17 protein-coding genes are annotated in these 22,943 nt (G+C 72.7%); 14 read left to right on the forward strand and 3 right to left on the reverse strand.

Annotation, left to right across the window (positions count from 1 at the left end; genetic code table 11):
- From JI751_RS07845 to JI751_RS07860, 4 genes are all read left to right on the forward strand, one after another.
- Entirely contained in the window at window positions 1–3,810 is a 3,810-nt protein-coding gene (locus tag JI751_RS07845; protein ID WP_201935295.1) for a DNA polymerase III subunit alpha, read from the forward strand.
- A gap of 19 nt (window positions 3,811–3,829) precedes the next feature.
- Complete coding sequence (locus JI751_RS07850) at window positions 3,830–4,573, forward strand: methyltransferase domain-containing protein (protein ID WP_201935297.1); 744 nt, start codon at window positions 3,830–3,832, stop codon at window positions 4,571–4,573.
- 18 nt (window positions 4,574–4,591) lie between these two features.
- Window positions 4,592–5,794, forward strand: a complete 1,203-nt coding sequence (gene dinB / locus JI751_RS07855; protein ID WP_201935298.1) for a DNA polymerase IV — start codon at window positions 4,592–4,594, stop codon at window positions 5,792–5,794.
- A gap of 128 nt (window positions 5,795–5,922) precedes the next feature.
- Window positions 5,923–6,360: an SCO2097 family morphological protein gene (locus tag JI751_RS07860; protein ID WP_201935299.1), complete on the forward strand. Its 438-nt coding sequence runs from the start codon at window positions 5,923–5,925 to the stop codon at window positions 6,358–6,360.
- Window positions 6,361–6,654: 294 nt separating this feature from the next.
- Here the strand turns inward: JI751_RS07860 and JI751_RS07865 are convergent, their stop codons facing one another.
- From JI751_RS07865 to JI751_RS07875, 3 genes are read right to left on the reverse strand one after another with little or no spacing between them, the layout of a single operon-like run.
- The gene (locus JI751_RS07865) at window positions 6,655–9,015 is read right to left on the reverse strand and encodes a transglutaminase TgpA family protein (RefSeq protein ID WP_201935300.1); all 2,361 of its coding nucleotides are present in this window, start codon (window positions 9,013–9,015) and stop codon (window positions 6,655–6,657) included.
- Complete coding sequence (locus tag JI751_RS07870) at window positions 9,012–10,280, reverse strand: DUF58 domain-containing protein (protein WP_201935301.1); 1,269 nt, start codon at window positions 10,278–10,280, stop codon at window positions 9,012–9,014. Before JI751_RS07870 ends, JI751_RS07865 begins: the two co-directional genes overlap by 4 nt.
- Window positions 10,273–11,253, reverse strand: a complete 981-nt coding sequence (locus tag JI751_RS07875; RefSeq protein ID WP_201935302.1) for an AAA family ATPase — start codon at window positions 11,251–11,253, stop codon at window positions 10,273–10,275. Before JI751_RS07875 ends, JI751_RS07870 begins: the two co-directional genes overlap by 8 nt.
- 387 nt (window positions 11,254–11,640) lie before the next feature.
- Between JI751_RS07875 and mraZ the strand changes: the two genes are divergently transcribed.
- From mraZ to ftsW, 10 genes are all read left to right on the forward strand, one after another.
- On the forward strand, window positions 11,641–12,069 hold the full coding sequence (gene mraZ / locus JI751_RS07880) for a division/cell wall cluster transcriptional repressor MraZ (protein ID WP_201935303.1): 429 nt from the start codon (window positions 11,641–11,643) through the stop codon (window positions 12,067–12,069).
- A 307-nt stretch (window positions 12,070–12,376) separates the two neighbouring features.
- Window positions 12,377–12,538 (forward strand): hypothetical protein, encoded by a 162-nt coding sequence (locus JI751_RS07885; protein WP_201935305.1) that lies wholly within the window; start codon window positions 12,377–12,379, stop codon window positions 12,536–12,538.
- Between the two features lie 4 nt (window positions 12,539–12,542).
- A complete protein-coding gene (rsmH, locus tag JI751_RS07890) occupies window positions 12,543–13,529 on the forward strand; it encodes a 16S rRNA (cytosine(1402)-N(4))-methyltransferase RsmH (protein WP_201935306.1) in 987 nt (328 codons plus the stop codon).
- Window positions 13,526–14,170: a cell division protein FtsL gene (gene ftsL, locus JI751_RS07895; RefSeq protein ID WP_201935307.1), complete on the forward strand. Its 645-nt coding sequence runs from the start codon at window positions 13,526–13,528 to the stop codon at window positions 14,168–14,170. Before rsmH ends, ftsL begins: the two co-directional genes overlap by 4 nt.
- Window positions 14,171–14,264: 94 nt before the next feature.
- Complete coding sequence (locus JI751_RS07900; RefSeq protein WP_307813993.1) at window positions 14,265–16,049, forward strand: peptidoglycan D,D-transpeptidase FtsI family protein; 1,785 nt, start codon at window positions 14,265–14,267, stop codon at window positions 16,047–16,049.
- A gap of 17 nt (window positions 16,050–16,066) precedes the next feature.
- Window positions 16,067–17,605 (forward strand): UDP-N-acetylmuramoyl-L-alanyl-D-glutamate--2,6-diaminopimelate ligase, encoded by a 1,539-nt coding sequence (locus JI751_RS07905; RefSeq protein WP_504739127.1) that lies wholly within the window; start codon window positions 16,067–16,069, stop codon window positions 17,603–17,605.
- A gap of 5 nt (window positions 17,606–17,610) precedes the next feature.
- Window positions 17,611–19,005 carry a UDP-N-acetylmuramoyl-tripeptide--D-alanyl-D-alanine ligase gene (locus tag JI751_RS07910; protein ID WP_236665965.1) on the forward strand — a complete coding sequence of 465 codons (1,395 nt, stop codon included), beginning with the start codon at window positions 17,611–17,613 and terminating at the stop codon, window positions 19,003–19,005.
- Window positions 19,002–20,114, forward strand: coding sequence for a phospho-N-acetylmuramoyl-pentapeptide-transferase (mraY, locus tag JI751_RS07915; RefSeq protein ID WP_201935309.1), 1,113 nt, complete (start codon window positions 19,002–19,004; stop codon window positions 20,112–20,114). Before JI751_RS07910 ends, mraY begins: the two co-directional genes overlap by 4 nt.
- A 60-nt stretch (window positions 20,115–20,174) precedes the next feature.
- Complete coding sequence (murD, locus tag JI751_RS07920) at window positions 20,175–21,638, forward strand: UDP-N-acetylmuramoyl-L-alanine--D-glutamate ligase (RefSeq protein WP_201935310.1); 1,464 nt, start codon at window positions 20,175–20,177, stop codon at window positions 21,636–21,638.
- Window positions 21,639–21,671: 33 nt separating this feature from the next.
- Complete coding sequence (gene ftsW, locus JI751_RS07925) at window positions 21,672–22,943, forward strand: putative lipid II flippase FtsW (RefSeq protein ID WP_201935312.1); 1,272 nt, start codon at window positions 21,672–21,674, stop codon at window positions 22,941–22,943.

A 22,943-nucleotide genomic window follows, 5' to 3' on the forward strand; every position in this document is an offset into this window, starting at 1 on the left:
GTGGCGCCGGACCCCTTCGTCCACCTGCACGTCGCCTCCGGGTTCTCCCTGCAGTACGGCGCCTCGCACCCGCACGTCCTCGTCGACCGGGCTGCCGAGCAGGAGATGGACACCCTGGCGCTGACCGACCGCGACGGCACCTACGGCGCGGTGCGGTTCGTCAGGGCGGCCCGCCGCGCTGGGATCCGGCCGGTCCTCGGCGTCGAGCTGGCAGTGGCACCGACGGGTGCCCACGGACCGCATCGGCGACCACCGTCCGGCCCCACGCCGGTCCGCGGGGGAGCGGCGCGCGAGCTGTCGCTCCCGCAGGGCGGGAGCGCGCGGGTCACCTTCCTGGCCATCGGCAGGGCCGGGTGGGCCGCGCTGTGCCGGATGGTCTCCTCGGTCCACCTGTCCGGCGAGCGAGGGCGGCCGGTCGCGACCGTCGACCTCCTGGCGCCCCACCTGTCGGGCGGTGACGTCGTGGTGCTCCTGGGGCCGTCCACCGAGCTGGGGGTCGCGGCGACCCGGCGGCGCGACGACCTCGCCCTGGCCGCGATCGCGCCGTGGCGTGAGGTCGTCCCCCGGGAGAACCTCGTGGTCGAGCTGGTCTCGCACCGTCTCGGCGGCCACCGGGGGGAGTGGGGGCCGGGCACGTCACCCCACGCGGCCCGGATGGCCGGCATCGCCCGCACCGCCGGGCTCGCCACGGTCCTCACCAACGCGGTGCGCTACGCCGACCGCCACGACGCGCCGACCATCGACGTCCTCGACGCCGCACGACGCCTGGTGCCACTGGGCTCGGCACACCTCCGCGACGTCGGGCCGTCGGGGAGCCGGGGCAACGCCGAGGGCTTCCTCAAGTCCGGCAAGCAGATGCACGAGGTCGCCGAGGAGGTGTGCCGCCTGTCCGGGCTGGGCGCCAGCGCTCCCGGGGCCAGGCGGCTGCTCGCCCGCACCCGCGCGGTCGCCGACCGCTGTGCCCTCGACCCCCGCGCCGACCTCGGCATCGGCGAGGTGCACTTCCCGGAGCTCGAGCTGTCCGACCCGCGCGCGCTGTCGGCCGACGCGGCGCTGCGGCAGCGGTGCGAGGCGGGGATCGGCCGACGCTACGGCTCCGGGCCCAGGGCGGTGGTGTGGAAGCGCCTCGACGACGAGCTCGAGACGATCCGCGTCCTGGGCTACGCCTCCTACTTCCTGACCGTCGCCGACGTCACCGACATGGTCGGCGAGATGGGCATCCGCCGTGCGGCCCGCGGGTCGGGGGCCGGCAGCATCGTCACCTACCTGCTCGGGATCTCCGGGGTCGACCCCGTCCGCCACGGCCTGCTGATGGAGCGGTTCCTCTCGACGCGGCGCGCGTCCCTGCCCGACATCGACGTCGACGTGGAGTCCGCGCGACGCGAGGAGGTCTACCGCGCGATCCTCGACCGCTACGGCGGCGAGCGCTGCGCGGCCGTCTCGATGATGGACACCTACCGGGTGCGCCACGCCGTGCGCGACATCGGCGCCGCCCTCGGCATGCCCCCGGGTGAGGTCGACGCCATCGCCAAGGCGTTTCCCCACATCCGCGCGCGCGACGCCCGGCACGCGCTGCGCGACCTGCCGGAGCTGCGCGTGAGCGGCCTCGGCGACGGCGCGCTCGACCACTTCTTCGGCCTCGTCGAGCGGCTCGACGGACTGCCCCGCCACATCGCGATGCACCCGTGCGGCGTGCTGCTGTCCGACGACACCCTGCTCGACCGCACGCCGGTCGAGGCGTCGTGGGCCGGGTTCCCGATGAGCCAGTTCGACAAGGACGACGTCGAGGAGCTCGGCCTGCTCAAGCTCGACGTGCTCGGTATCCGGATGCAGTCCGCGATGGCCCACGCGGTCGCCGAGGTCGAGCGGGTCGACGGCGTCCGGATCGACCTCGACGACGAGGGGCAGGTGCCGTTCGACGACGCCACCACCTACGACATGATCAGCAGCGCGAGGACCCTCGGCGTCTTCCAGATCGAGTCCCCGGGGCAGCGCGAGCTCGTCGGAAAGTCGGGGATCGAGAACTTCGACGACATCATCACCGACATCTCGCTCTTCCGGCCCGGCCCGGTCAAGAGCGACATGATCACCCCCTACCTCGAGGTCAAGCAGGGGTGGGCGAGCGCGCACTACCTCCACCCCGACCTGCGCCCGATCCTCGAGCAGACCCGCGGCGTGGTGGTCTTCCACGAGCAGGTCATCGAGATGATCGCGACCTTCGGCGGCGTGTCCAACGCGGAGGGCGACGAGAAGCGGCGCGCCCTCGGCAGCGCCGACGGGATGGCCGAGACGCGGGCGTGGTTCTTTCCGCGCGCGCTCGCGCAGGGCTACGACCTCGCGCTGGTCGAGCAGGTTTGGAAGGTGCTCGAGGCCTTCGCGTCCTTCGGGTTCTGCAAGGCCCACGCTGCCGCCTTCGCCCTCCCGACCTACCAGTCGGCGTGGCTCAAGGCCCACTGGCCGGCGCACTTTCTCTCCGGCGTGCTCACCCACGACCCCGGCATGTACCCCAAGCGGCTGATCCTCGACGATGCTCGCCAGTTCGGTGTGGGGGTGCTCGGGCTCGACGTCAACGCGAGCGCGTCGACGTACGTCGTCGAGCGCGGCAGCGCCGAGGAGGGCCATGCGATCCGGCTCTCGCTCACGGACGTGAAGGGGATCACCGCGGCCGAGGTGGCGCGGATCGTCGAGGCACGCGATGGCGGCCCCTACGTCTCGCTCTCCGACTTCTTCCACCGCGCCCGGGTCTCGCGGCCGGTGCTCGAGCGGCTGGTGCTGGCCGGCGGCTTCGACGGCGTCTACGGCATCGGCGCACGCGACCACGCGGTGCACCGGCGCGACCGCGTGACACGGCGCGACCTGCTGCTCCAGGTCGCCGAGCTCGACCTCCATGCCCGGGCGCTCGACCGCGCGCTCCGGGCCCGTGGTCGTGGGCTGTCGGGTCGCCGCGCCTCGCCGGCGGCCGCGGTGAGCGCCACCGAGGCGGCGGCCCGCAACAGCACCGACCCGGGAGTCCGGGACTCGTCCGCTCCGGTCGAGCGGCACGCCCTGGCCGACGGCGGGGTCTGGGCGCGCGCAGCCGCGCAGTCGCGCGCTGCCCGCCCGGTGGCGGAGGCCGAGTCGGTGCAGCTCACGCTCCGTCTGGGTGACGAGCCGGGCGAGCCGGGGGAGCGGCCCTCGGGCCTGCCCGAGATGACGACGGTCGAGCGGATGCGCGCCGAGCTCGAGATCCTCGGCCTCGACGTCAGCCAGCACGTCGTCACCACCTACGACCCCTTCCTCGACGCGCTCGGCGTGACCCGCAGCCGCGACCTGCTGCGCCGCCGCAGCCGCGCCGAGCTGCTCGTTGCCGGCGTCAAGGTCGCCACCCAGACGCCGCCGATCAGGTCCGGACGACGGGTGGTGTTCCTGACCGTCGACGACGGCACCGGTCCGGTCGACGCGACGTTCTTCGAGGACGCGCAAGGCCCCTATGCCTCGATCGTCTTCTCGTCCTGGCTGCTGCTGGTGCGCGGGGAGCTGCGACGCACCGGGCGGCGAGGGGTCTCGGTCCGCGCCACCGGTGCCTGGGAGCTCCAGGCGCTCCACGAGCTGTGGCGGAGCGGTCGCACGTCCGAGGACGGTCTCGCGCTGGTCCGCGCCGAACTCGCGCGCGTCCCAAAGCCCGTGGGCGAGGAGCCCTCACGGCGCCGGGTCCTGACCCACTCGAGCGGCTTCCACCTGTCTCCCTACGCCGACGTGAAGCCCGCCGGCGATGACGCCAAGGGCGTCGCCCGCACGCTGTGGCACCGCAGCCCGGGGAGCCCGGGATGAAGCCACTAGGGTTGCCCGCATGGCCCAGCCCTCCGCCAGCGACCGCCGCCACTCCGTCCGCACCGGCGTGGCATGGGACGGCGTACGCGCGGTGCTGGACGGTGCCGGCGCCGCTGACCAGCAGGCGCGGATCGTCGACGTCGGCGGCGGCACCGGCGGGTTCGCGGTGCCCCTGGCCGAGCTGGGCCACCGGGTGCAGGTCATCGACCCGAGCCCCGACGCCCTCGCCTCGCTCGACCGGCGTGCTCGCGAGCGCGGCGTCGCCGACCGGGTCACGGGACAGCAGGGCGACCTCGCCGACCTGGCGACCCTGGTCGACGAGGCCGACCTGGTGCTGTGCCACGGCGTGCTGGAGATGGTCGACGACCCCGCCGCCTCGCTCGGCACCATCGCCGGTGTGCTCCGGCCCGGCGGCCACCTCAGCCTCCTCGTCGCCCAGCGCCACGCGGCCGTGGTCGCACGGGCGATGGCCGGCCACTTCCAAGCCGCCCACGAGCTCCTCGACGGAGACGTCCAGGCCGGTGGGCCGGGCCGGGGAGGGCACCGCTTCACCCACGGCGAGGTCGTCGACCTCCTCGCCGCGGCCGGACTCGCACCGACCTCCGTGCAGGCGGTCCGGGTCTTCTCCGACCTCGTGCCCGGCAACCTCCTCGACCTCGAGCCCGGAGCGACCGCCGCGCTCGTCGAGCTCGAGCGTGCCGTGGCCACCCGCCCCGAGTACCTCCCGCTCGCGGCCCAGCTGCACGTCATCGCGCGCCGCTGACGCGAGGGATCGGCCGCGATGACGGCCGATCCGATCGTCACGCCCCTGCTCCACGTCGACATGGACGCGTTCTACGCGTCCGTCGCGCTGCGCGAGCGCCCCGACCTCGTCGACCAGCCGGTCGTGGTCGGCGGCAGCGGGCGGGGCGTGGTGCTCGCCGCCAACTACGTCGCCCGACGCTACGGCGTCCGCTCCGCACTGCCGATGACGCGCGTACGCCGGCTGTGCCCGCACGTCGTGGTGATCGAGCCCGACTACGCCACCTTCACCAGCGTCTCGGCGTCGGTGATGGAGACCTTCCGCGAGGTCACCCCGCTGGTGGAGGCGATCTCGCTCGACGAGGCGTTCCTCGACGTGCGCGGCTCCACGCGCCGGCTCGGGACGCCCGGCGAGATCGCCGAGCGGCTGCGCTCGACCATCCACGACGAGCAGGGCATCACCTGCTCGGTGGGGGTCGCCGCGTCGGTGTCGGTGGCCAAGCTCGCCAGCCGGCGGGCCAAGCCCGACGGGGTGATCGTGGTGCCGCCGTCGCGGGTGACGTCGTTCCTCCACCCGCTCGACGTCGGTGAGCTCTACGGCGTGGGGGAGAAGACCCAGGCGCTGCTCCACCGGTTCGGGCTGATGACCGTGGGCGATGTGGCGCACACGCCGCTCCGCACCCTCCAACGCGCGGTCGGCGTGCACCTCGGACGCGAGCTGCACCACCTGGCCTGGGGCACGGACCGCGGTGAGCTCACGCCGCGCTCGGGTCCCTACGAGCCCGACCGGTCGATGGGGGCCGACGAGACCTTCGCGCGCGACACCGACGACCGCGAGGTGATCGTCCGCGAGCTGCTGCGCCTCTCCGCCCGGGTGGCCGGCCGGATGCGCGCCGCCGGGGTGGCCGGTCGGACGATCACGCTGAAGGTCCGCTTCGCCGACTTCACCACGATCACCCGCTCGCGCACACAGACCGAGGCCACCGACGTCACCGTGGAGGTCCACCGCGCGGTGACCCGGCTCTACGACGCGCTCGGCCTGCAGCGGGCACGCCTGCGCCTCGTCGGCGTACGCGTCGAGGGTCTGGTCCCGCGCGCCACCGTGCACCGCCAGCTGGTGCTGGGGGAGCCCGACCACGGCTGGTCCGACGCCGATCGTGCGGTCGACCTGGCCACCCGTCGGTTCGGCTCGTCGGCCGTACGACCCGCGAGCCTGGTGGGTGTCCGGGCGCGCAACGGATGACCCGGCAACTGGCCTGGCGACACTCCGGAATGACCAGGCATTCCCCGCTTCCGGGTGAATTTCGACAGGACGCCTACCGTGTGCCCTGACACGTGCCTAGACTTGGCCGTGAGAGGTGAGGAGGAACTGTGGAGCTCTCCGAGGAAGAACTGCGAATGCTCGAGCAGATGGAGCGCGCCCTCGTCGAGGAAGATCCCAAGCTCGCCTCCACCCTCCGCGGTACGTCGTTCCAGCGCGCCGCCCGTCGTCGCATGGTCGTCGGTGGTGTCGTCCTCGTGGCCGGCATCGGTCTCCTTGTCGCCGCGGTGCTCCTCGACCTCAGTGCGCTCGTCCAGACGATCGTCGGAGTCCTCGGCTTCGTCGTGATGCTCGGCGGCGCGATCCTCGCGCTCACCTCCTCGCGCAACCCCGGTGCGGCCGCTCCCAAGGTCCGCGCCTCCGGCCGCAGCGGCCTCGGCGTCGTCGACGGCGGCCGCCAGCACCGGCCCTCCCGCCAGCGCTCCGGCGCTCCGTTCATGGAGCGCATGGAGGAGCGGTGGCGTCGCCGCCGCGAGCGCGGCCTCTGACCCACCGCTGACCACCGAGTCGGCGCGTCTCTACGCGCATAGGTCGCCGAGTTGGCGCATGTGTTCGCGCCAGAGGCGCCGAGTCGGCGTATCTGTACGTCCATAGGTCACCGAGTCGGCGCATGTGTACGCGCGTTGGGCACCGAGTCGGCGCATGTGTACGCGCGTTGGGCACCGGGTCGGCGTATCTGTACGCGATCGACGCGACGCGCGCGTACAGATACGCCTGGTCGAGGGTGCTGGCGGGTACCGATGCGTCGGGTCGAGGGTGCTGGCGCGAACAGATGCGCCCGGTCAGCCGACGAGCTCGTCGACCGTCGTGCTGGTCTCGGGGTCGACCGGGGTCGGGGGCTGGGCGCGGCGGGAGGCGCGGGGGCGCCAGGTCGTACGCCGTCCGACGACGGAGGCGGGCCACCACTGGGCGCGGCGCACCTCCCGGGGGGTGACGCCGGCGGCCAGCGCCTGCTCCACCACATGGGCGTCGTCGGCGAAGCGCTCGGCCGTGAAGCTCTCCGGGTGGCGGGAGTAGCGGCTGTGCTCGAGGGCGCCGACGAGGCGGTCGAGTGCCTGCGCGGCCTCGGGTGCCTGGTCGCGGCCGCGGCGCGGCCGATCGGGGCGCTCCGCGCCCACGACGGTCGCGGCGAGCAGTCGTCCGAGCCACTCGCCGGCACGCCGCGGTGAGCGACCCACCGGCCAGGCGTGGCCGAGGTCGGCGGCGACGTCGCGCAGCTCCAGCCAGAGGTCCTCGATGTCGCCCGCCATCCGCTGCCGGCGCCGGGCGGCGCGGACGAGGCGGGGCGTGAGCAGCAGGAGCGCCAGCAGGCCGAGACCGAGGAGGCCGGCGAGGACCGGCACCCACGGCACGGACGAGGTGCTCTCGTCGGCCGTGCCTTCGTCGGCGCTCGGGCTCGCGCCACGCTCCGGCAGCTGCTCGGTGGACCGGGTCGCGCTCGGCGTGGGCGACTCGGTCACCGGCGCGAAGTCGGCGACCGTGTAGTCGGGGACGTCGGTTGCGCGGGTCTGCGGGGTGGGCTCGAAGCGCACCCAGCCGGACCCCGGGAAGTAGAGCTCGGGCCAGGCGTGCAGGTCGTGCGCGGAGAACTCCCAGGCACCGTTGGCGGTCTTCTCGGGCTCGAGGAAGCCGACCGCGACGCGGCTCGGGATACCGAGGACGCGCGCCATGATCGCCATGGTGGCCGCGAACTGCTCGCAGTAGCCGACCTTGTCGTTGAGGAACGCCAGCAGGTCGGCGCCACCGCTACCGGCCGACTCGACCTGGTTGATGTCGTACTCGAACTCGGTGCGGAACCACTGCTGCAGCACCTGCGCCTTCTGGAAGCGGGTCGGCGCGTCGGCGGTCACGGCCGCCGCCTGGCGGCGGATCTCGTTGTTGAGGCTGGGCGGGATGTCGGTGAAGATGCCCGCGACCGACCCGGCGCCGGAGACCGCGGTGTTCATCGACTCGGCGTCGTAGGTCAGCTGGACGCCGGTGAAGTCGTAGTTCGCGCCGGCCGTCGTCACGTCGTCCTGGGCCGCGATGAAGTCACGCGTGGTGACGTCGTAGCGCCAGTCCGTGCCGGCCGAGATCTGGGTGGTCTGGGACGTCGTGGGCAGCCACGTCGAGCTGAAGTCGTCGCCGATCGTGACGCCGTACTTGAACTCGCGGCGCTTGACGCTGCCTGCGACCCCGTCGAGCGGCGGCAGCGCGCCGGTCGCGGTCTGCGTGTCGGGGATGTCGCGGTCGCCCGGCGTCCACTGCGTGCCGCTGAAGCGGGCCAGCACCGAGAGCCGGAAGTAGGACGGGCGGGGTCCGGAGGTCGTGACCTGCATCAGCGGGATGTCCTCGCCGCGCTGGAGGTCGCGTCGCAGGTCGACCATCGGGTCCTTGACCTCGACCTCGCGCGTGCCCGGCCCGTTGCCGTCGAAGACGCTCATGCTCATGGTCGGCACGGCCACCGGCACGACGATCGCCAGGGCGATCGACGCCGCCCCGAGGGCGAGCGCGGTGTTGCCGATGGCCCCGGTGCGCACGGAGAAGGAGCCCTTCTCGCCGTCGGGCGCGCGGCCCCAGCTGGTGACGTGGTCGCTGTGCTGGAGGAAGACGAGGGTGAGGAAGAGCCCGGCGACGACCGAGAAGAGCCACCACGACACCGCCTCGCCGGTCACCGCGACCGGAAGGGTGTACGCCGCCAGCAGCGCGAGCCCGGCCACCGGTGCCCGGCGCAGGGTGCAGGCGATGACGTCGACGGCGATGACCACGAGCGTGCCGCCGATGAGCAGCAGCGGGTGCACCGGCGGGACCCCCGCCTGCACCGGCGCGGCGTAGCTGCGGGAGCTCTCGAGCGCGGCGTCGATCGCGGCGAGGAACGCGTCGACGTTGTCGGGCGTGGGGATCGGCGAGCCGGTCGTGGTGCCGAGGACCAGCAGGGCGCCGAGGACCAGCTGGCCGGCGATGATCGCCAGCGGGTGGATCCGGCTCCAGCGGGCGAGGGCCCCGAGACCGGCGATGACGACGCCGATGAACAGCAGCGGGAAGCCGACCTCCGCGAAGCCGGCCGTCAGCACCCGCCACGACAGCACCGTGACCCACGCGGCGAGCATCGCGATGCCGGCCAGCCGCAGCTGCTGGGGGAGGCTGCTCCAGGACGCCTTCATCGCGCGGCTCCTGCCGAGGCGACGGCACGGCTCTGCAGCATCCCGAGCTCCTGCCACGCGGTGTCGAGGCGGTCGCGGGGACCGAGGGTCACCGAGCGCCAGCCCGACGAGGTGAGGTACGAGGCCGCGCCGAGGCCCGGCTGCACCGGGAGGTGCGGCGCCCAGGCGTCGACGTCGAGCGCGATCGCGAGGCTGGACGACGCGTGGTGCTGGAGTCGCCGCAGGAAGGGCAGGTCCGGCTCGCCGAGGCCGCCGAAGACGCCGACCACGAGGCCGCCGTGACCGGGCTCGGACAGCCACTGCGTGTCGGGCGCGGGGGAGTGGTCGAGCTGCACGACGGCAAGGGCCTCGAGGAGCGGGACGGTGCTGGCCTGCGCGGCGTGCGAGTGCCACTGCGTCTCACGGCTGTCGCCGGAGGCGGTGACCAGTCGCACCGTGTAGCCGAGGTGCGTGAGGTGCACCGCGATGGACGCCGCCGCGGAGACGGCACCCTCGAGCGAGCTCGCCGCGCCCTGCCCCCGGTGCGCCGTGCCACGGTTGTCGAGGAAGACGGTCGCCCGCGACTGCCAGGGCTGCTCCTCGCGCCGCACCATCAGCTCGCCGACGCGCGCGGAGCTGCGCCAGTGGACCCGACGCAGGTCGTCACCGCGGCGGTACTCGCGCACGGTCACGTCCTCGGCACTGCCGGTGGCGAAGGCACGGGGCCGGTTGTCGCCCGAGCCCGTCCATGCCCCGCCGAGCGGGATCACGGGCAGGGTGACAGTGCGCGGCGTGACCGTCAGCCGTGCGGTGGCGTGGAAGGTGCGACCGAGCTCGACGAGGCCGAAGGGGTCGGTCACGCGCACCGACATCGGGCCGATCTCGAACTGGCCGCGCAGCTCGGAGCGGACGGCGTACGTCGCATGGCGGCGCCACCCGTGGCCGAGGCCCTCGAGCACGAAGCGCGGGCGCGTGCCCAGCACGTAGGGGAGACGCTCCTCGAGCAGCAGCACGCCGGTCGGCGTGCGCGACTCGTTGGCGACGGTGAGCTCCACCGTGGCGGGCTGGCCGGCGGCGACGAGCTGCGGTGAGACCGTACGCACCAGGGCGAGGCGGTAGCGCGAGCGTCCGACCCACCACGCCGTGAGGAGCGGGAGGGCCGCGACGAGCACACCGATCCGGACGACGGAGGAGTGCCCGACGATGATGGCGGCGACCATCGTCGTGATGCCGGCAGCGAGGAACGCCCGCCCGCGGACGGTCAGTGCACCGAGTGCCTCACGCACGGCTTGCGTCGGGCACCGGCACCGACTCCACGATCCCGGACAGGATCGCGGAGGTGGTGCGCCCGCTCATCGTGGCCTCGACATTGGGCAGCAGCCGGTGCGCGAGCACCGGCGAGGTGATGCCGTGGATGTCGTCGGGGAGGACGTAGTCGCGGCCCTGGGTCGCGGCGACGGCCTTGGCGGCCCGCACCAGGTGGAGCGTCGCGCGGGGCGAGGCGCCGAGATGCAGGTCGTTGCTCTGGCGGGTGGCCGTCGTCAGCGCGACGGCGTAGCGGTGGACCGCGGACGACACGTGCACCCGGCCGACGATCTCGATGACCTTGCGGATCTCGCCGGCATCGGTCACCGGCTCGAGGTCGTCGAGGGGGTTATGCGAGGTGTGGCCCTCGAGCATCGCGATCTCGGCGGACTCGACCGGGTAGCCGACGGACACGCGCGCCATGAAGCGGTCGCGCTGCGCCTCGGGGAGGGCGTAGGTGCCCTCCATCTCGATCGGGTTCTGGGTCGCGATCACCATGAACGGCTTCTCGAGCGTGTAGGTCGCGTTGTCGACGGTGACCTGGCGCTCCTCCATCGCCTCGAGCAGCGCGGACTGCGTCTTGGGGGACGCACGGTTGATCTCGTCGCCGACGACGATGTTGGCGAAGATGCCGCCGGGGCGGAACTCGAACTCGCGGGTGTCCTGGTTGAAGATCGAGACGCCCGTGACGTCCGAGGGCAGCAGGTCCGGGGTGAACTGGATCCGGCGGACCGTCGAGTCGATGCTGCGCGCGAGCGCCTTGCTGAGCTGGGTCTTGCCGACGCCGGGCACGTCCTCGATGAGGAGGTGCCCCTCGGCCAGCAGGACGACGAGCGCGGCGTTGACGACGTCCGGCTTGCCGGCGATCACGCGCTCGATGTTCTGGCGCACGGCTCCGGTCACCCGATGCACGGTGTCCAGGTCAGGAGCCTGCCCCGCATACCCACTGCTCACGTCTTTGCCATCCCCTCGTAGCCCTCGCCCGCACAGGTCGATCCGCGGTCCCCACGGTATGTGGTGCGCGCAACATACCCGCCCGGCACGGGAGGTCGGCGGCCTCGGACCGGACCGTTATCGGACTGCGCCCCACTTTCCACCACCACCGGTGTCCACCTTCCCCCACCGGCCCTCCACCCGGCGCCCACGGAGCGCGGTCCGAGCGTGGTCCACGCTCAGCGGGCCCCCCGCCGGCTCGGGGAGCGCAGGAGCGCGCGTCGGACCAGGACTCCGAAATTCACGCGTGGACTTCCCGCGTTTCGGTTGACGGTGGAGTGAAGTGGAGTAATGTGGTGCGAAGTGGGGGACAGGTCGATCTGCCCGCCGAGCAAGGGGAGGTGCCGGATGTTCTTCGGCACCTACACGCCCAAGCTCGACGAGAAGGGCCGGCTCTTCCTCCCGGCGAAGTTCAGGGACGAGCTGACGGAGGGACTCGTGGTGACCAGGGGTCAGGAGCGTTGCCTCACCGTCTGGTCGATGGAGGACTTCGGAAAGCTCACCGACCGGCTCCGCGAGGCGCCGGTCACGCAGAAGAGCACCCGCGACTACGTCCGCATGCTGTTCGCCGCCGCCAGCCAGGAGGTGCCGGACAAGCAGGGACGGATCAACATCCCGGCACCGCTGCGGGAGTACGCCTCGCTCCGCAAGGAGTGCGTCGTCATCGGCTCCATGAACCGCATCGAGATCTGGGACCCCACGGCGTGGACGACCTACTCGGAGGAGCAGGAGCAGAAGTTCTCCGAGCTCAGCGACGAGGTCTTCCCCGGCATCTGATCCGCAGCTCCACCAGCTCCACCAGCACCGACAACTCCACACACAGCTGACATCGCGACCCGTATCACCAGGTCTCGAGCCCGCTCCCTCGCAGGCGTTCTGGGGCACTTCCCCGGCACCAGAGGGCCTCCCCAAGCGGCGGGAGCGGGCAGGGACCTGGTGCGGCGGCTCACCCCGTGCCACTCAGGCGAGGGGCGTGTCAGCCGCACCGCCAGCTCCAGCATCACCCAAGCAGCACTCAGCAACGCCCAGCAGCACCCGTCAGCGCCTTAGTCGCCAGCAGCACGCAACAAGTGGGGTCGAGACCATGAGCACCACCCAGCCCTTGGGACGCACCGCAGTGGCCACGCCGCTGCGGGTGCGCGACCAGGCGCGCGAGGCGGCTGCCCTGATCGCGTTCTCCGCCGCCACCGCGTCGGCGCTGGCGCTGGGGCTGCTCCTGCTGACGCACCTGGGATCCCAGGGCTGACTCGATGATCTCTCCCAGCCACGCCCCGGTGCTCCTCGACCGGGTCGTCGCCCTCCTGGCGCCTGCCCTCGAGGCACCCGGCTCGGTCTACGTCGACTGCACGCTCGGCCTCGGCGGCCACAGCGAGGCCGTCCTCGAGCGACTGCCGCAGGCGCGGGTGGTCGGCATCGACCGCGACCCCACCGCCCTCGAGATGTCGCGCGAGCGGCTCGCACCGCACGGCGACCGCTTCACCGCCGTCCACGCGGTGTACGACGAGCTGCCCGAGGTGCTGGGCTCCCTGGGCCTCGACCACGCCGACGCCGTCTTCTTCGACCTCGGTGTCTCCTCGATGCAGCTCGACGTCCGCGAGCGCGGCTTCGCCTACTCCGAGGACGCCCCGCTCGACATGCGGATGGACCCGACGACCGGGCAGACGGCGGCCGAGCTCCTCAACACCGCGACGCCGCAGGAGCTGACCCGCATCCTGCGCGACTTCGGCGAGGAGAAGTTCGCCAGCCGGATCGCCCGCGAGGTCGTACGCCGTCGCGAGACCGCGCCGTTCGCCACGAGCGCCGAGCTGGTGGAGCTGCTCTACGCGACCATCCCGGCACCGGCGCGGCGCACCGGCGGCCACCCCGCCAAGCGGACGTTCCAGGCGCTGCGGATGGCGGTCAACGACGAGCTCGCCGTGCTGCGCCGGGCGATCCCCGCGGCCATCGAGTCGATCGGGGTCGGCGGCCGGGTGGTCGTCGAGTCCTACCACTCGCTCGAGGACCGGCTGGTCAAGCGGGCATTCGCCGACGCGACCCGCCTCGACGTACCCCCGGACCTGCCGTTCGTGCCCGAGGGCGCCGAGCCCGCGCTGCGCCTGGTCACCCGCGGCGCGGAGCAGGCCGACGAGCACGAGATCGCCGAGAACCCCCGCGCCGCCTCCGTACGCCTCCGCGCCGTCGAGCGCGTCCGTCCCGCCCGCGCCAGCTCCCACCTTCCCCCAGGAGTCGTCAGATGAGCAGTCCCGCCCTGCAACCCCGGACCCGCGTCACCCGGCTCGCCCAGGAGGCCGTCGACAAGGCGCGCCTCTCGGTCGTGCCGCGGGTCCGGACGCGGGCGCCGCGGGTGCCGTTCGTGACGCTCGTGAGCCTGGTCCTCGTCGGCGGCATCGTCGGGCTGCTCCTCTTCAACACCTCCATGCAGCAGGCGTCGTTCGCCGCGTCGTCGCTGCAGAGCGAGGCGGACACGCTGGCCGCCCGTGAGCAGACCCTCCGGATGGAGCTCGACGAGCTGCGCAACCCGCAGAGGGTCGCCCAGCAGGCCCAGTCGATGGGCATGGTCATCCCGGCCGCGCCCGTGTTCCTCGACCTGAAGACCGGCAAGACCACCGGCGTCCGCACGCCGTCCACGCCGGACGACGCCCTCCAGCTGCTCCCGCCGGCGCCTCCCAAGCCGGCCGTCCTCGCCCCGCCGCCCACCGTCGTCGAGGTCCCGGCCGACACGACGACGGACCCCACCGCGACCGACCCCACAACCGACCCTACGACCGAGGCCCCGGCGGACACGCAGGCGACGGACCAGGCGACGGACCAGGCGACGGAGCAGGGGAGCACCACCGCGAAGCCGAACAAGCAGGACCGCAAGAACCGCAACCGCTGACGGCGCGGGCGCGTCGATCTGCGCCCCGTCACACCTACATTCACGACAGGCCGCCGCCGCAACCGGCGTCGGCCCCGGACACGAGGAGAACCCAGTGCCGAGCACCCGCGCCACCGGCAAGCGCGGCGCCTCGCGGGGCGCCCCCTTGCTGCGACTGCGCGTGGGGTTCGTCCTCATCGCGATCGTCCTCTCCTTCTTCGGAGCGCGCCTCGTGCAGCTCCAGGGCATGGACCCGCGGTCCTACGCCGCGATGGCCGCCGCCGAGGGCTCCGCCCGGCTCACCCTGGAGGCCGAGCGTGGCGACATCCTCGACCGCAACGGGGTGCCGCTCGCCGACTCGATCCGCGGCAAGATGGTGATCGCCGACCCGGTCCTGACCGCGGGCAAGGCACCGGAGCTCGCGCGGCTGCTGTCCGACCGGCTGTCGATCGACTACTTCAAGACCCTCAGCGCACTGCGCGGCCGCAAGACCGGAAGCCGCTACGAGTACGTCGCCCGACGGGTGCCGAGCACCCTCGCCGGTGACACGCTCGACGCGCTCGACGAGGCCGGGTTCGAGGGCATCTCGCTCGAGGACGACCCGATCCGCGACTACCCGGCGGGCGACGTCGCGGCCAACCTGATCGGCTACATGGGCACCGACGAGCCGCTCGGCGGCTTCGAGCGGACCTTCGACAAGCAGCTCGCCGGCGTCGACGGGCTGGCCACCTGGCAGTCCACCTCCGGCAAGGGCGTACGCATCCCGCTGCGCGAGAGCACGCTCAAGGAGCCGCAGGACGGCACGCCGCTGCACACCACGATCGACCGCGACCTCCAGTGGTTCACCGGCAAGGTGCTCGCCCAGGCAGTCCGCCAGTACCGGGCCGAGAGCGCGTCGGCCGTCGTGCTCGACTCGCGCACGGGGGAGACCCTCGCGCTCGTGGACGTGCCCACCTTCGACGCCAACGACCCGACGGCACCGGGGGTCAAGAAGAGCGACCGCGGCTCGCGCGCGATGAGCGACACCTACGAGCCGGGCTCGGTCGAGAAGGTGCTCACGGTCGCGTCGCTGATCGACGCTGGCAAGGCCTTCCCACGCCAGAAGTTCAAGGTCCCGCCGAGCCTGGCCCGCCAGGACCGCGTGATCGGCGACTGGTTCGACCACGGGATGATCAAGCTGACGCTCGCCGGGATCATCGCCAAGTCCTCCAACATCGGCACCGTGCTGGCCGCCGATGCGTTCTCGCCGCCGCAGCTCGTCGCCTACCTCCAGCGCTTCGGCCTCGGCCAGAAGACCAACGTGGGCGTGAGCGGCGAGACCCAGGGCATCCTGACCCCCGGCGACGTGATGACCTCGCAGACCAAGGACCGCGTGGCCTTCGGCCAGTCGCTGTCGGTCAACGTCCTGCAGATGGCGGCGGCGGTCAACACCATCGCCAACGCGGGCGTGCGCGTCTCGCCCAGCCTGATCTCCGGCACGGCGGTGACGGACGAGGGCCTGACCGTCGGCACCGACACCACCACCCGTACGCGCGTCGTCAGCAAGGAGGCCGCGCGCGGCACGGCGAAGATGATGGAGAAGGTGGTCGACCCCGAGGACGGCGTCGCTCCAGCGGCCGCGGTCCCGGGCTACCTCGTCGCCGGCAAGACCGGCACGGCCCAGCGGGTCGAGGCCGAGTGCGGCTGCTACGACGGCAGCACCACGGTCTCGTTCGGCGGTTTCGCGCCGGCCGACGACGCCCGGTTCACCGTCTACGTCGTGGTGCACGCGCCCGGTGTCGACGGCGGCGGTGGTTCGATCGCCGGCCCGGTCTTCTCGCGGATCATGGGCTACGTGCTCGGCCGCTACGGCGTCGAGCCGACCAACGGCACGCCGTCGCGTCTTCCCGTCGAGTGGTGAGTCGATACGCTCGGTCGGTGCCCCAGGACGTCGCCACCCGCCCCCAGCAGGTGGTCGCGACGTCGCTCGCCGACCTGGCCGACGGGCTCACAGCGCTCGCCGACGTCGAGCGGCACGGTGACCTCGACGTCGCCGTCACGGGCATCTCCCTGAGCACCGCACGCACGCGCCCCGGAGACGTGTACGCCGCCCTCCCGGGGACGCGCGCCCACGGCGCCGACTTCGCCGCGCAGGCGCTGGATGCCGGGGCGGTCGGCGTGCTCACCGACCCGGCCGGGCTCGACCGCCTGCCGCCGGGCACCCCGACGGTCGTCGTACCGGAGCCGCGGCGCGTCCTCGGCCGGCTGGCCGCGACGATCTACGGCGACCCGGCCACCCGGCTGCGGGTGATCGGCGTGACCGGGACGCAGGGCAAGACCACCACCACGCGCATCCTCGAGCAGGGGCTCACCGCTTCCGGGGTGACCTCGGCCGTCGTCGGCACGGTCGGCACCCGGATCGCCGGCCACGACGTCGAGACCGAGCTGACCACGCCCGAGGCGCCCGACCTCCACGGGCTGTTCGCGGTGATGGCGGAGCACGGGGTCGACACCTGCGCGATGGAGGTCTCCAGCCACGCCCTGGTCCTCGGGCGCGTCGACGGCGTCGTCTTCGACGTGGCGACCTTCCTCAACCTGGGCCGCGACCACCTCGACTTCCACAGCGACGTCGACGACTACTTCGCCGCCAAGGCCAGCCTGTTCACCCCCGAGCGTGCGTCGCGTGGACTGACCAACGTCGACGACGAGTTCGGCCGGCGGCTGCTCGACGTCGCCACGATCCCGATGTCGACGTACTCCGCGCAGGGGGACGCCGACTGGCGCGCCACCGACATCGAGCTGTCCCCGGCGGGTGCCTCCTTCACGGTCCTCGGACCGGACGGCGTCGAGGTACGGGCCGGGGTGCGGCTCCCCGGTGAGTTCAACGTGTCCAACGCGCTGGCCGCGATCGCGTCCGCCGCGCTCGCCGGGCTCGACCCGCAGCGCGTCGCCGACGGCATCACCGGCGTGGACGGCGTGCCCGGCCGGCTCGAGCCGGTGTCGCGCGGCCAGGGCTTCACCGTCGTCGTCGACTACGCGCACAAGCCCGACGCCCTCGAGGCCGTGCTCGCCGCGCTGCGCCCGCTCACGACCGGCCGGGTGATCGCGGTGATCGGCGCCGGCGGCGACCGCGACACCCTCAAGCGGCCGGTGATGGGCGAGATCGCGGCCCGCGCGGCCGACGTCGTCGTCGTCACCGACGACAACCCCCGGACCGAGGACCCCGCCGCGATCCGGGCGGCGGTGCTCGAGGGCGCCCGCCGCGGTGGCGCGGAGGTCGTCGAGGAGGGCGACCGCCGACTGGCGATCCGCGAGGCCGTACGCCGCGCGCGGACCGGCGACGTCGTGCTGATCGCCGGCAAGGGCCACGAGACCGGCCAGAAGGTCGGGTCGGTCGTGCACCCCTTCGACGACCGCGTGGTCGCGGCCGAGGAGATCCAGGCAGTGGTCGAGGCGCGCCAGGGGTCGACCTCGTGATCGAGATGACGCTCGCCGAGATCGCCGACGTCGTCGGCGGCGTCGCCCACGGCGAGGCGACCGTGACCGGTGGTGCCTTCATCGACACCCGCACCCCGGAGGCCGGCGGCCTCTTCGTGGCGGTCGCGGGGGAGCGGGTCGACGGCCATCACTTCGCCGACGCGGCCGGCGCCGCCGGGGCGGTCGCGGTCCTCGGCACCCGGCCGACCGGCCTGCCGACCGTCGTCGTCCCCGACGTGACGGCGGCGCTGGGCCGGCTGGCGCGCCACGTCGTCGACCGCCTCCCCGACACCCTCGTTCTGGCGATGACCGGTTCGCAGGGCAAGACCGGCACCAAGGACTACCTCGCGCACCTCCTCGCCGAGTCGGGACCGACCGTCGCGACCCGCGGCAACTTCAACAACGAGCTCGGGGTGCCGCTGACGGTCCTGCGGGCGACCCCGGAGACCCGCTACCTCGTCGTCGAGATGGGTGCCCGCGGGGTCGGGCACATCGCCGAGCTCTGCCGGATCGCGCCGCCGCACGTCGCCGCGGTCCTCAACGTCGGCACCGCCCACATCGGTGAGTTCGGCAGCCGCGAGTCGATCGCCCGCGCGAAGGGCGAGATCGTCGAGGCGCTCGGCGTCGACGGCACCGCGGTCCTCAACGCCGACGACGAGCTGGTGGCGGCGATGGCCGCCCGCACCAGCGCCACCGTGACGACCTTCGGCGCGCCGCCGGCCGACGTCGCGGTCAGCGACGTGACGGCCGACGAGCTCGGCCGCCAGTCCTTCGACGTGGTCCACCGCGGCTCGGGCGCCACCGTGCACCTCGCGCAGGTCGGCGCGTTCCAGTGGCGCAACGCTGCCGCGGCCACAGCGATGGCCCTGGCCGCCGGGCTCGACCTCGACACGATCGCCGACTCCCTCGCCGACGCCGCGTCGGCGAGCCGCTGGCGGATGGAGCTCACCGAGCGCGCCGACGGGCTCGTCGTGCTCAACGACGCCTACAACGCCAACCCCGAGTCGGTCCGCGCCGCCCTCGACACGCTCGGCGGGATCGGTGCCGGCAGCGGTCGCCGTACGGTCGCCGTGCTCGGCGAGATGCTCGAGCTCGGCGAGGGGTCCGCGGCCGCCCACACCGAGGTCGGGGCGTACGCCGCCGAGGTCGGCATCGACGTCCTCGTGGCCGTCGGCCCCGCCGCGGTCGCGATGGCAGAGGGATTCGAAGCCCGTCCCGCGACGTCGGGACGGTCGGCTGTGGCCATCACCACGGCGGGGCATGCGGCAGCCGTCGACTGGCTGCGGCACAATGTCTCGGCTGCTGATGTCGTCCTGGTGAAGGCATCACGGGGAGCCGCGCTGGAAGTGATCGCCGATGAGCTCCTCGTGATCGAGGTGGAAGGGAGCAGCACCAGATGAGAGCCATCCTGTTCGGAGGCGGACTCTCGCTGCTGATCTCCCTGCTCGGCACGCGCTACGCGATCCGGTTCTTCACCCGGCAGGGCTTCGGCCAGCCGATCCGCGACGACGGCCCCACCACGCACCACGTCAAGCGCGGCACCCCGACGATGGGTGGCGCGGTCGTCGTGCTCGCCACGGTCGTCGGCTACTTCGCCGCCAAGCTGATCACCGGCCAGGCCCCGACGGCGTCGGCCCTGCTGCTGATCTTCCTGCTCGTCGGCCTCGGCATCGTCGGCTTCCTCGACGACTTCCTGAAGGTGAGCCGCCAGCACAGCACCGGCCTCCGCAGCCGCGCCAAGATGATCGGACAGACGGTCGTCGCGATCGTCTTCGGCGTCCTCGCGCTGTCGCCGTGGCTGGAGGACGAGCGCGGCTGGCGCCCGGCGTCCGACCACATCTCGTTCATCCGCGACTACGAGCGCTTCGCGCTGCCGGCCGTGCTGGCCCTGCTGCTGATCTGGTTCGTCGTCACCGGCTTCAGCAACGCGGTCAACCTCGCCGACGGGCTCGACGGCCTCGCGGCCGGCTCGTCGCTGTTCATCTTCGGCGCCTACACGCTTGTGAACATCTGGCAGAACAGCCAGTCCTGCGCCCTCGAGGCCGGCCCGAAGTGCTACGAGGTGCGCGACCCGCTCGACCTGGCCGTCGTCGCCGCAGCACTCACCGGTGCCTGCTTCGGGTTCCTCTGGTGGAACGCCTCGCCGGCGCAGATCATCATGGGCGACACCGGCTCGCTCGCCCTCGGCGGCGCGATGGCCGGCTTCGCGATCATGACCCGGACGGAGCTGCTGCTCGTGGTGCTCGGCGGGCTGTTCGTCGCGATCACCCTGTCGGTGATGATCCAGGTCTCGGTCTTCAAGCTCAGCCGCGCGAGCGGTTTCGTGCGCTCGGTGTTCAGGATCGGCCCCGGTCACCGCGTGTTCAGGATGACGCCGCTGCACCACCACTTCGAGATGCTCGGCTGGGAGCAGGTCACGATCGTGATCCGCTTCTGGATCGTGACCGGCCTCGCCGTCGCGATCGGTCTCGGCATCTTCTACGCCGAATGGGTCGCCGGCGTTGGATGACCACCCCACGACGTCCTTTTCCTCCGCTCCGCTCCTCCGGACGACGCCGCGGGGACCCCGATGACTCCTGATGTTCCGTCCCTGACCCGTACGAGCGACTGGTCGGGCGTCCGCGTCGTCGTGGCGGGCTTCGGCGTCTCCGGCTACGCAGCCGCCGACAACCTGCTGTTCCTCGGGGCGCAGGTGACCGCGCTCGACGAGGCCACCAGCGAGGCGCGGGCGGAGAAGGCCGAGCTGCTCGTGACCCTCGGCGCGACCGTACGCCTCGAGGCCGGGGCCACGTCCGTGCTGCCCGACGACGTCGACCTCGTCGTCACCTCCCCGGGCTGGAAGCCCTCCTCGCCCCTGCTCGCCCAGGCCGCCGAGCGCGGCGTGCCCGTCTGGGGCGAGGTCGAGCTCGCCTGGCGGCTGCGCGATCCCGAGCACGCCGCCCCGTGGCTGGCGGTGACCGGCACCAACGGCAAGACCACGACCGTCCAGATGCTCCAGTCGATCCTGCTCGCCGCCGGGCTCCGGGCAGCCGCGGTCGGCAACGTGGGCCTGCCGATCGTCGAGGCGGTCATGGACCCCGAGCCCTACGACGTGCTGGCCGTCGAGCTCTCCAGCTTCCAGCTCCACTACACGCACTCGATGTCCGCCGAGTCGGCCGCCGTGCTCAACCTCGCCGAGGACCACCTCGACTGGTACGACGGCGTGGACGGCATGCGCGACTACGCGGCCGACAAGGCCCGGATCTTCGAGCGCGTGCAGCGTGCGTGCGTCTACAACCTGGCCGACGCGGCCACCGAGGAGATGGTCCGCGAGGCCGATGTGGTCGAGGGCGCCCGCGCCGTCGGCTTCACCCTCGGCGCGCCGTCCAGCGGCGACGTCGGCATCGTCGAGGACCTGCTCGTGGACCGCGCGTTCATCGAGGACCGCGCGACGAGCGCCGCCGAGCTCTGCACCCTGGACGAGCTCGCCTCGCAGGCACCGCACTTCGTCGCCAACGCCCTCGCCGCCGCCGCGCTGGCTCGCGCCCACGGCGTCAGCCAGCAGGCCGTGCGCGACGGGCTGCGCTCCTTCCGTCCCGACGGCCACCGCATCGCGCTCGTCGCCGAGCACGACGGGATCGCCTGGGTCGACGACTCCAAGGCGACCAACCCGCATGCCGCGCAGTCCTCGCTCGGTGCGTACGACGCCGTGGTGTGGGTCGCCGGTGGGCTGGCCAAGGGTGCCCGCTTCGACGACCTCGTCGTCGCGGCCCGCGACCGGCTCCGGGGCGTCGTGCTGCTGGGCCGCGACCGCCAGGTCGTCGCCGACGCTCTTTCGCGACACGCGCCCGATGTGCCCGTCATCGATGTGGGTGCCGACGAGACTGGTGACCCGATGGAGCGGGTGGTCGACGCTGCTGCCGGACTCGCCAGGTCCGGTGACACGGTGCTGCTGGCACCGGGCTGCGCCTCCATGGACATGTTCGCCGACTACGCCCACCGCGGCGACGAGTTCGCGAACGCCGTACGCCGCAGGATCGCCCGACACGACTGAGACCCAGCCCATCCGAAGAGGGGAGCGCGAGCAGTGACCACCGCGAACCCCGAGGACGTCGGCCCGTCGGGCTGGCGCTCCCTCCGCGACAGGGCGGCCGGACTGCTCGCCCCCTACGTGTCGGGGTGGGGCTCGGTGCGCGGCGCGCTCGACAAGCCCCTCGCCTCCTACTACCTCCTGCTCGGCGCCTCGGCGCTGCTGCTCACCATCGGCGTGATCATGGTCCTCAGCGCGTCGAGCGTGCGGTCCTACGTCATCTACGACGACTCCTACGCCGTGGTGAAGAAGCAGCTGCTCTGGGTCGTGGTCGGCGTGCCCTGCGCCTGGGTCGCGTCACGCCTCCCGATCAAGCACATCCGCCGCCTCGCCTACCCGGGCTTCCTCTTCGCCCTCGTGCTGCTCGGTCTCGTCGCGCGGTTCGGCGTCTACGTCAACGGCAACAAGAACTGGCTGGCGGTCGGGCCGTTCACCGTGCAGCCCGCCGAGATCGCCAAGCTCGCGATCGTGCTGTGGGCCGCCAACATCTACGCCCACAAGGAGCGACGCCTGCGCGAGCTCCACCACCTGCTGGTGCCCGTCGTCCCCGGCCTGTTCGCCGTCATCGGGCTCGTGCTCGTCGGACGCGACCTCGGCACGGCGATGGTGCTCGCCGCGATCCTGCTCGGGATGCTGTGGGTCGTCGGAGCGCCCATGCGGTTGTTCGGGCTCAGCCTCTCGGTCCTCGGCGTCGCCGCCGTGGCCCTGGCAGCGACCGACCCCGAGCGGCTCAACCGCATCACGCACTTCAGCGACCCGTTCAAGGACTACACCGACGCGGGCTGGCAGCCCGCGCACGGTCTCTACGCGCTGTCCAGCGGCGGCTGGTTCGGCCAGGGCATCGGTGCCTCCACCCAGAAGTGGGGCGACCTGCCCGAGGCGCACACCGACTTCATCTTCGCGGTGCTCGGCGAGGAGCTCGGCCTGGTCGGCACCCTGCTGGTGGTGGGCCTCTTCTTCACGATCGCCTACGCCGCCATCCGGGTGGCGCTCAGCACCCAGGACCCGTTCGTCCGCTACGCCACCTTCGGCATCATCGTCTGGCTGCTCGGCCAGATGATGATCAACGTCGGCATGGTCCTCGCCGTGCTGCCCGTCATCGGCATCCCACTGCCGATCGTCTCCTACGGCGGGTCAGCGCTGCTGCCGTCGCTGGTGGCCCTCGGGCTGATCATCGGTTTCGCGCGCCGCGAGCCGGAGGCCGCCGCCGCCCTCGCGGCTCGCCGTCGCAACCGCTCCGCCGGTCTCTCCGCCTCTGCGCATCGGTAG

Origin of the sequence: Nocardioides baculatus (assembly GCF_016735675.1) — a bacterium.
Lineage (GTDB): Bacteria > Actinomycetota > Actinomycetes > Propionibacteriales > Nocardioidaceae > Nocardioides > Nocardioides baculatus.

What these genes read in the sequence shown, in the direction of transcription:
- JI751_RS07885 (WP_201935305.1), top strand. Translation starts at nt 12,377, where the DNA reads ATGAGCACCACCCAGCCCTTGGGACGCACCGCAGTGGCCACGCCGCTG.
- JI751_RS07865 (WP_201935300.1), bottom strand. Translation starts at nt 9,015, where the DNA reads ATGAAGGCGTCCTGGAGCAGCCTCCCCCAGCAGCTGCGGCTGGCCGGC.
- murD (WP_201935310.1), top strand. Translation starts at nt 20,175, where the DNA reads ATGACTCCTGATGTTCCGTCCCTGACCCGTACGAGCGACTGGTCGGGC.
- dinB (WP_201935298.1), top strand. Translation starts at nt 4,592, where the DNA reads ATGACGGCCGATCCGATCGTCACGCCCCTGCTCCACGTCGACATGGAC.
- rsmH (WP_201935306.1), top strand. Translation starts at nt 12,543, where the DNA reads ATGATCTCTCCCAGCCACGCCCCGGTGCTCCTCGACCGGGTCGTCGCC.
- mraY (WP_201935309.1), top strand. Translation starts at nt 19,002, where the DNA reads ATGAGAGCCATCCTGTTCGGAGGCGGACTCTCGCTGCTGATCTCCCTG.
- JI751_RS07910 (WP_236665965.1), top strand. Translation starts at nt 17,611, where the DNA reads ATGACGCTCGCCGAGATCGCCGACGTCGTCGGCGGCGTCGCCCACGGC.
- JI751_RS07850 (WP_201935297.1), top strand. Translation starts at nt 3,830, where the DNA reads ATGGCCCAGCCCTCCGCCAGCGACCGCCGCCACTCCGTCCGCACCGGC.
- mraZ (WP_201935303.1), top strand. Translation starts at nt 11,641, where the DNA reads ATGTTCTTCGGCACCTACACGCCCAAGCTCGACGAGAAGGGCCGGCTC.
- ftsL (WP_201935307.1), top strand. Translation starts at nt 13,526, where the DNA reads ATGAGCAGTCCCGCCCTGCAACCCCGGACCCGCGTCACCCGGCTCGCC.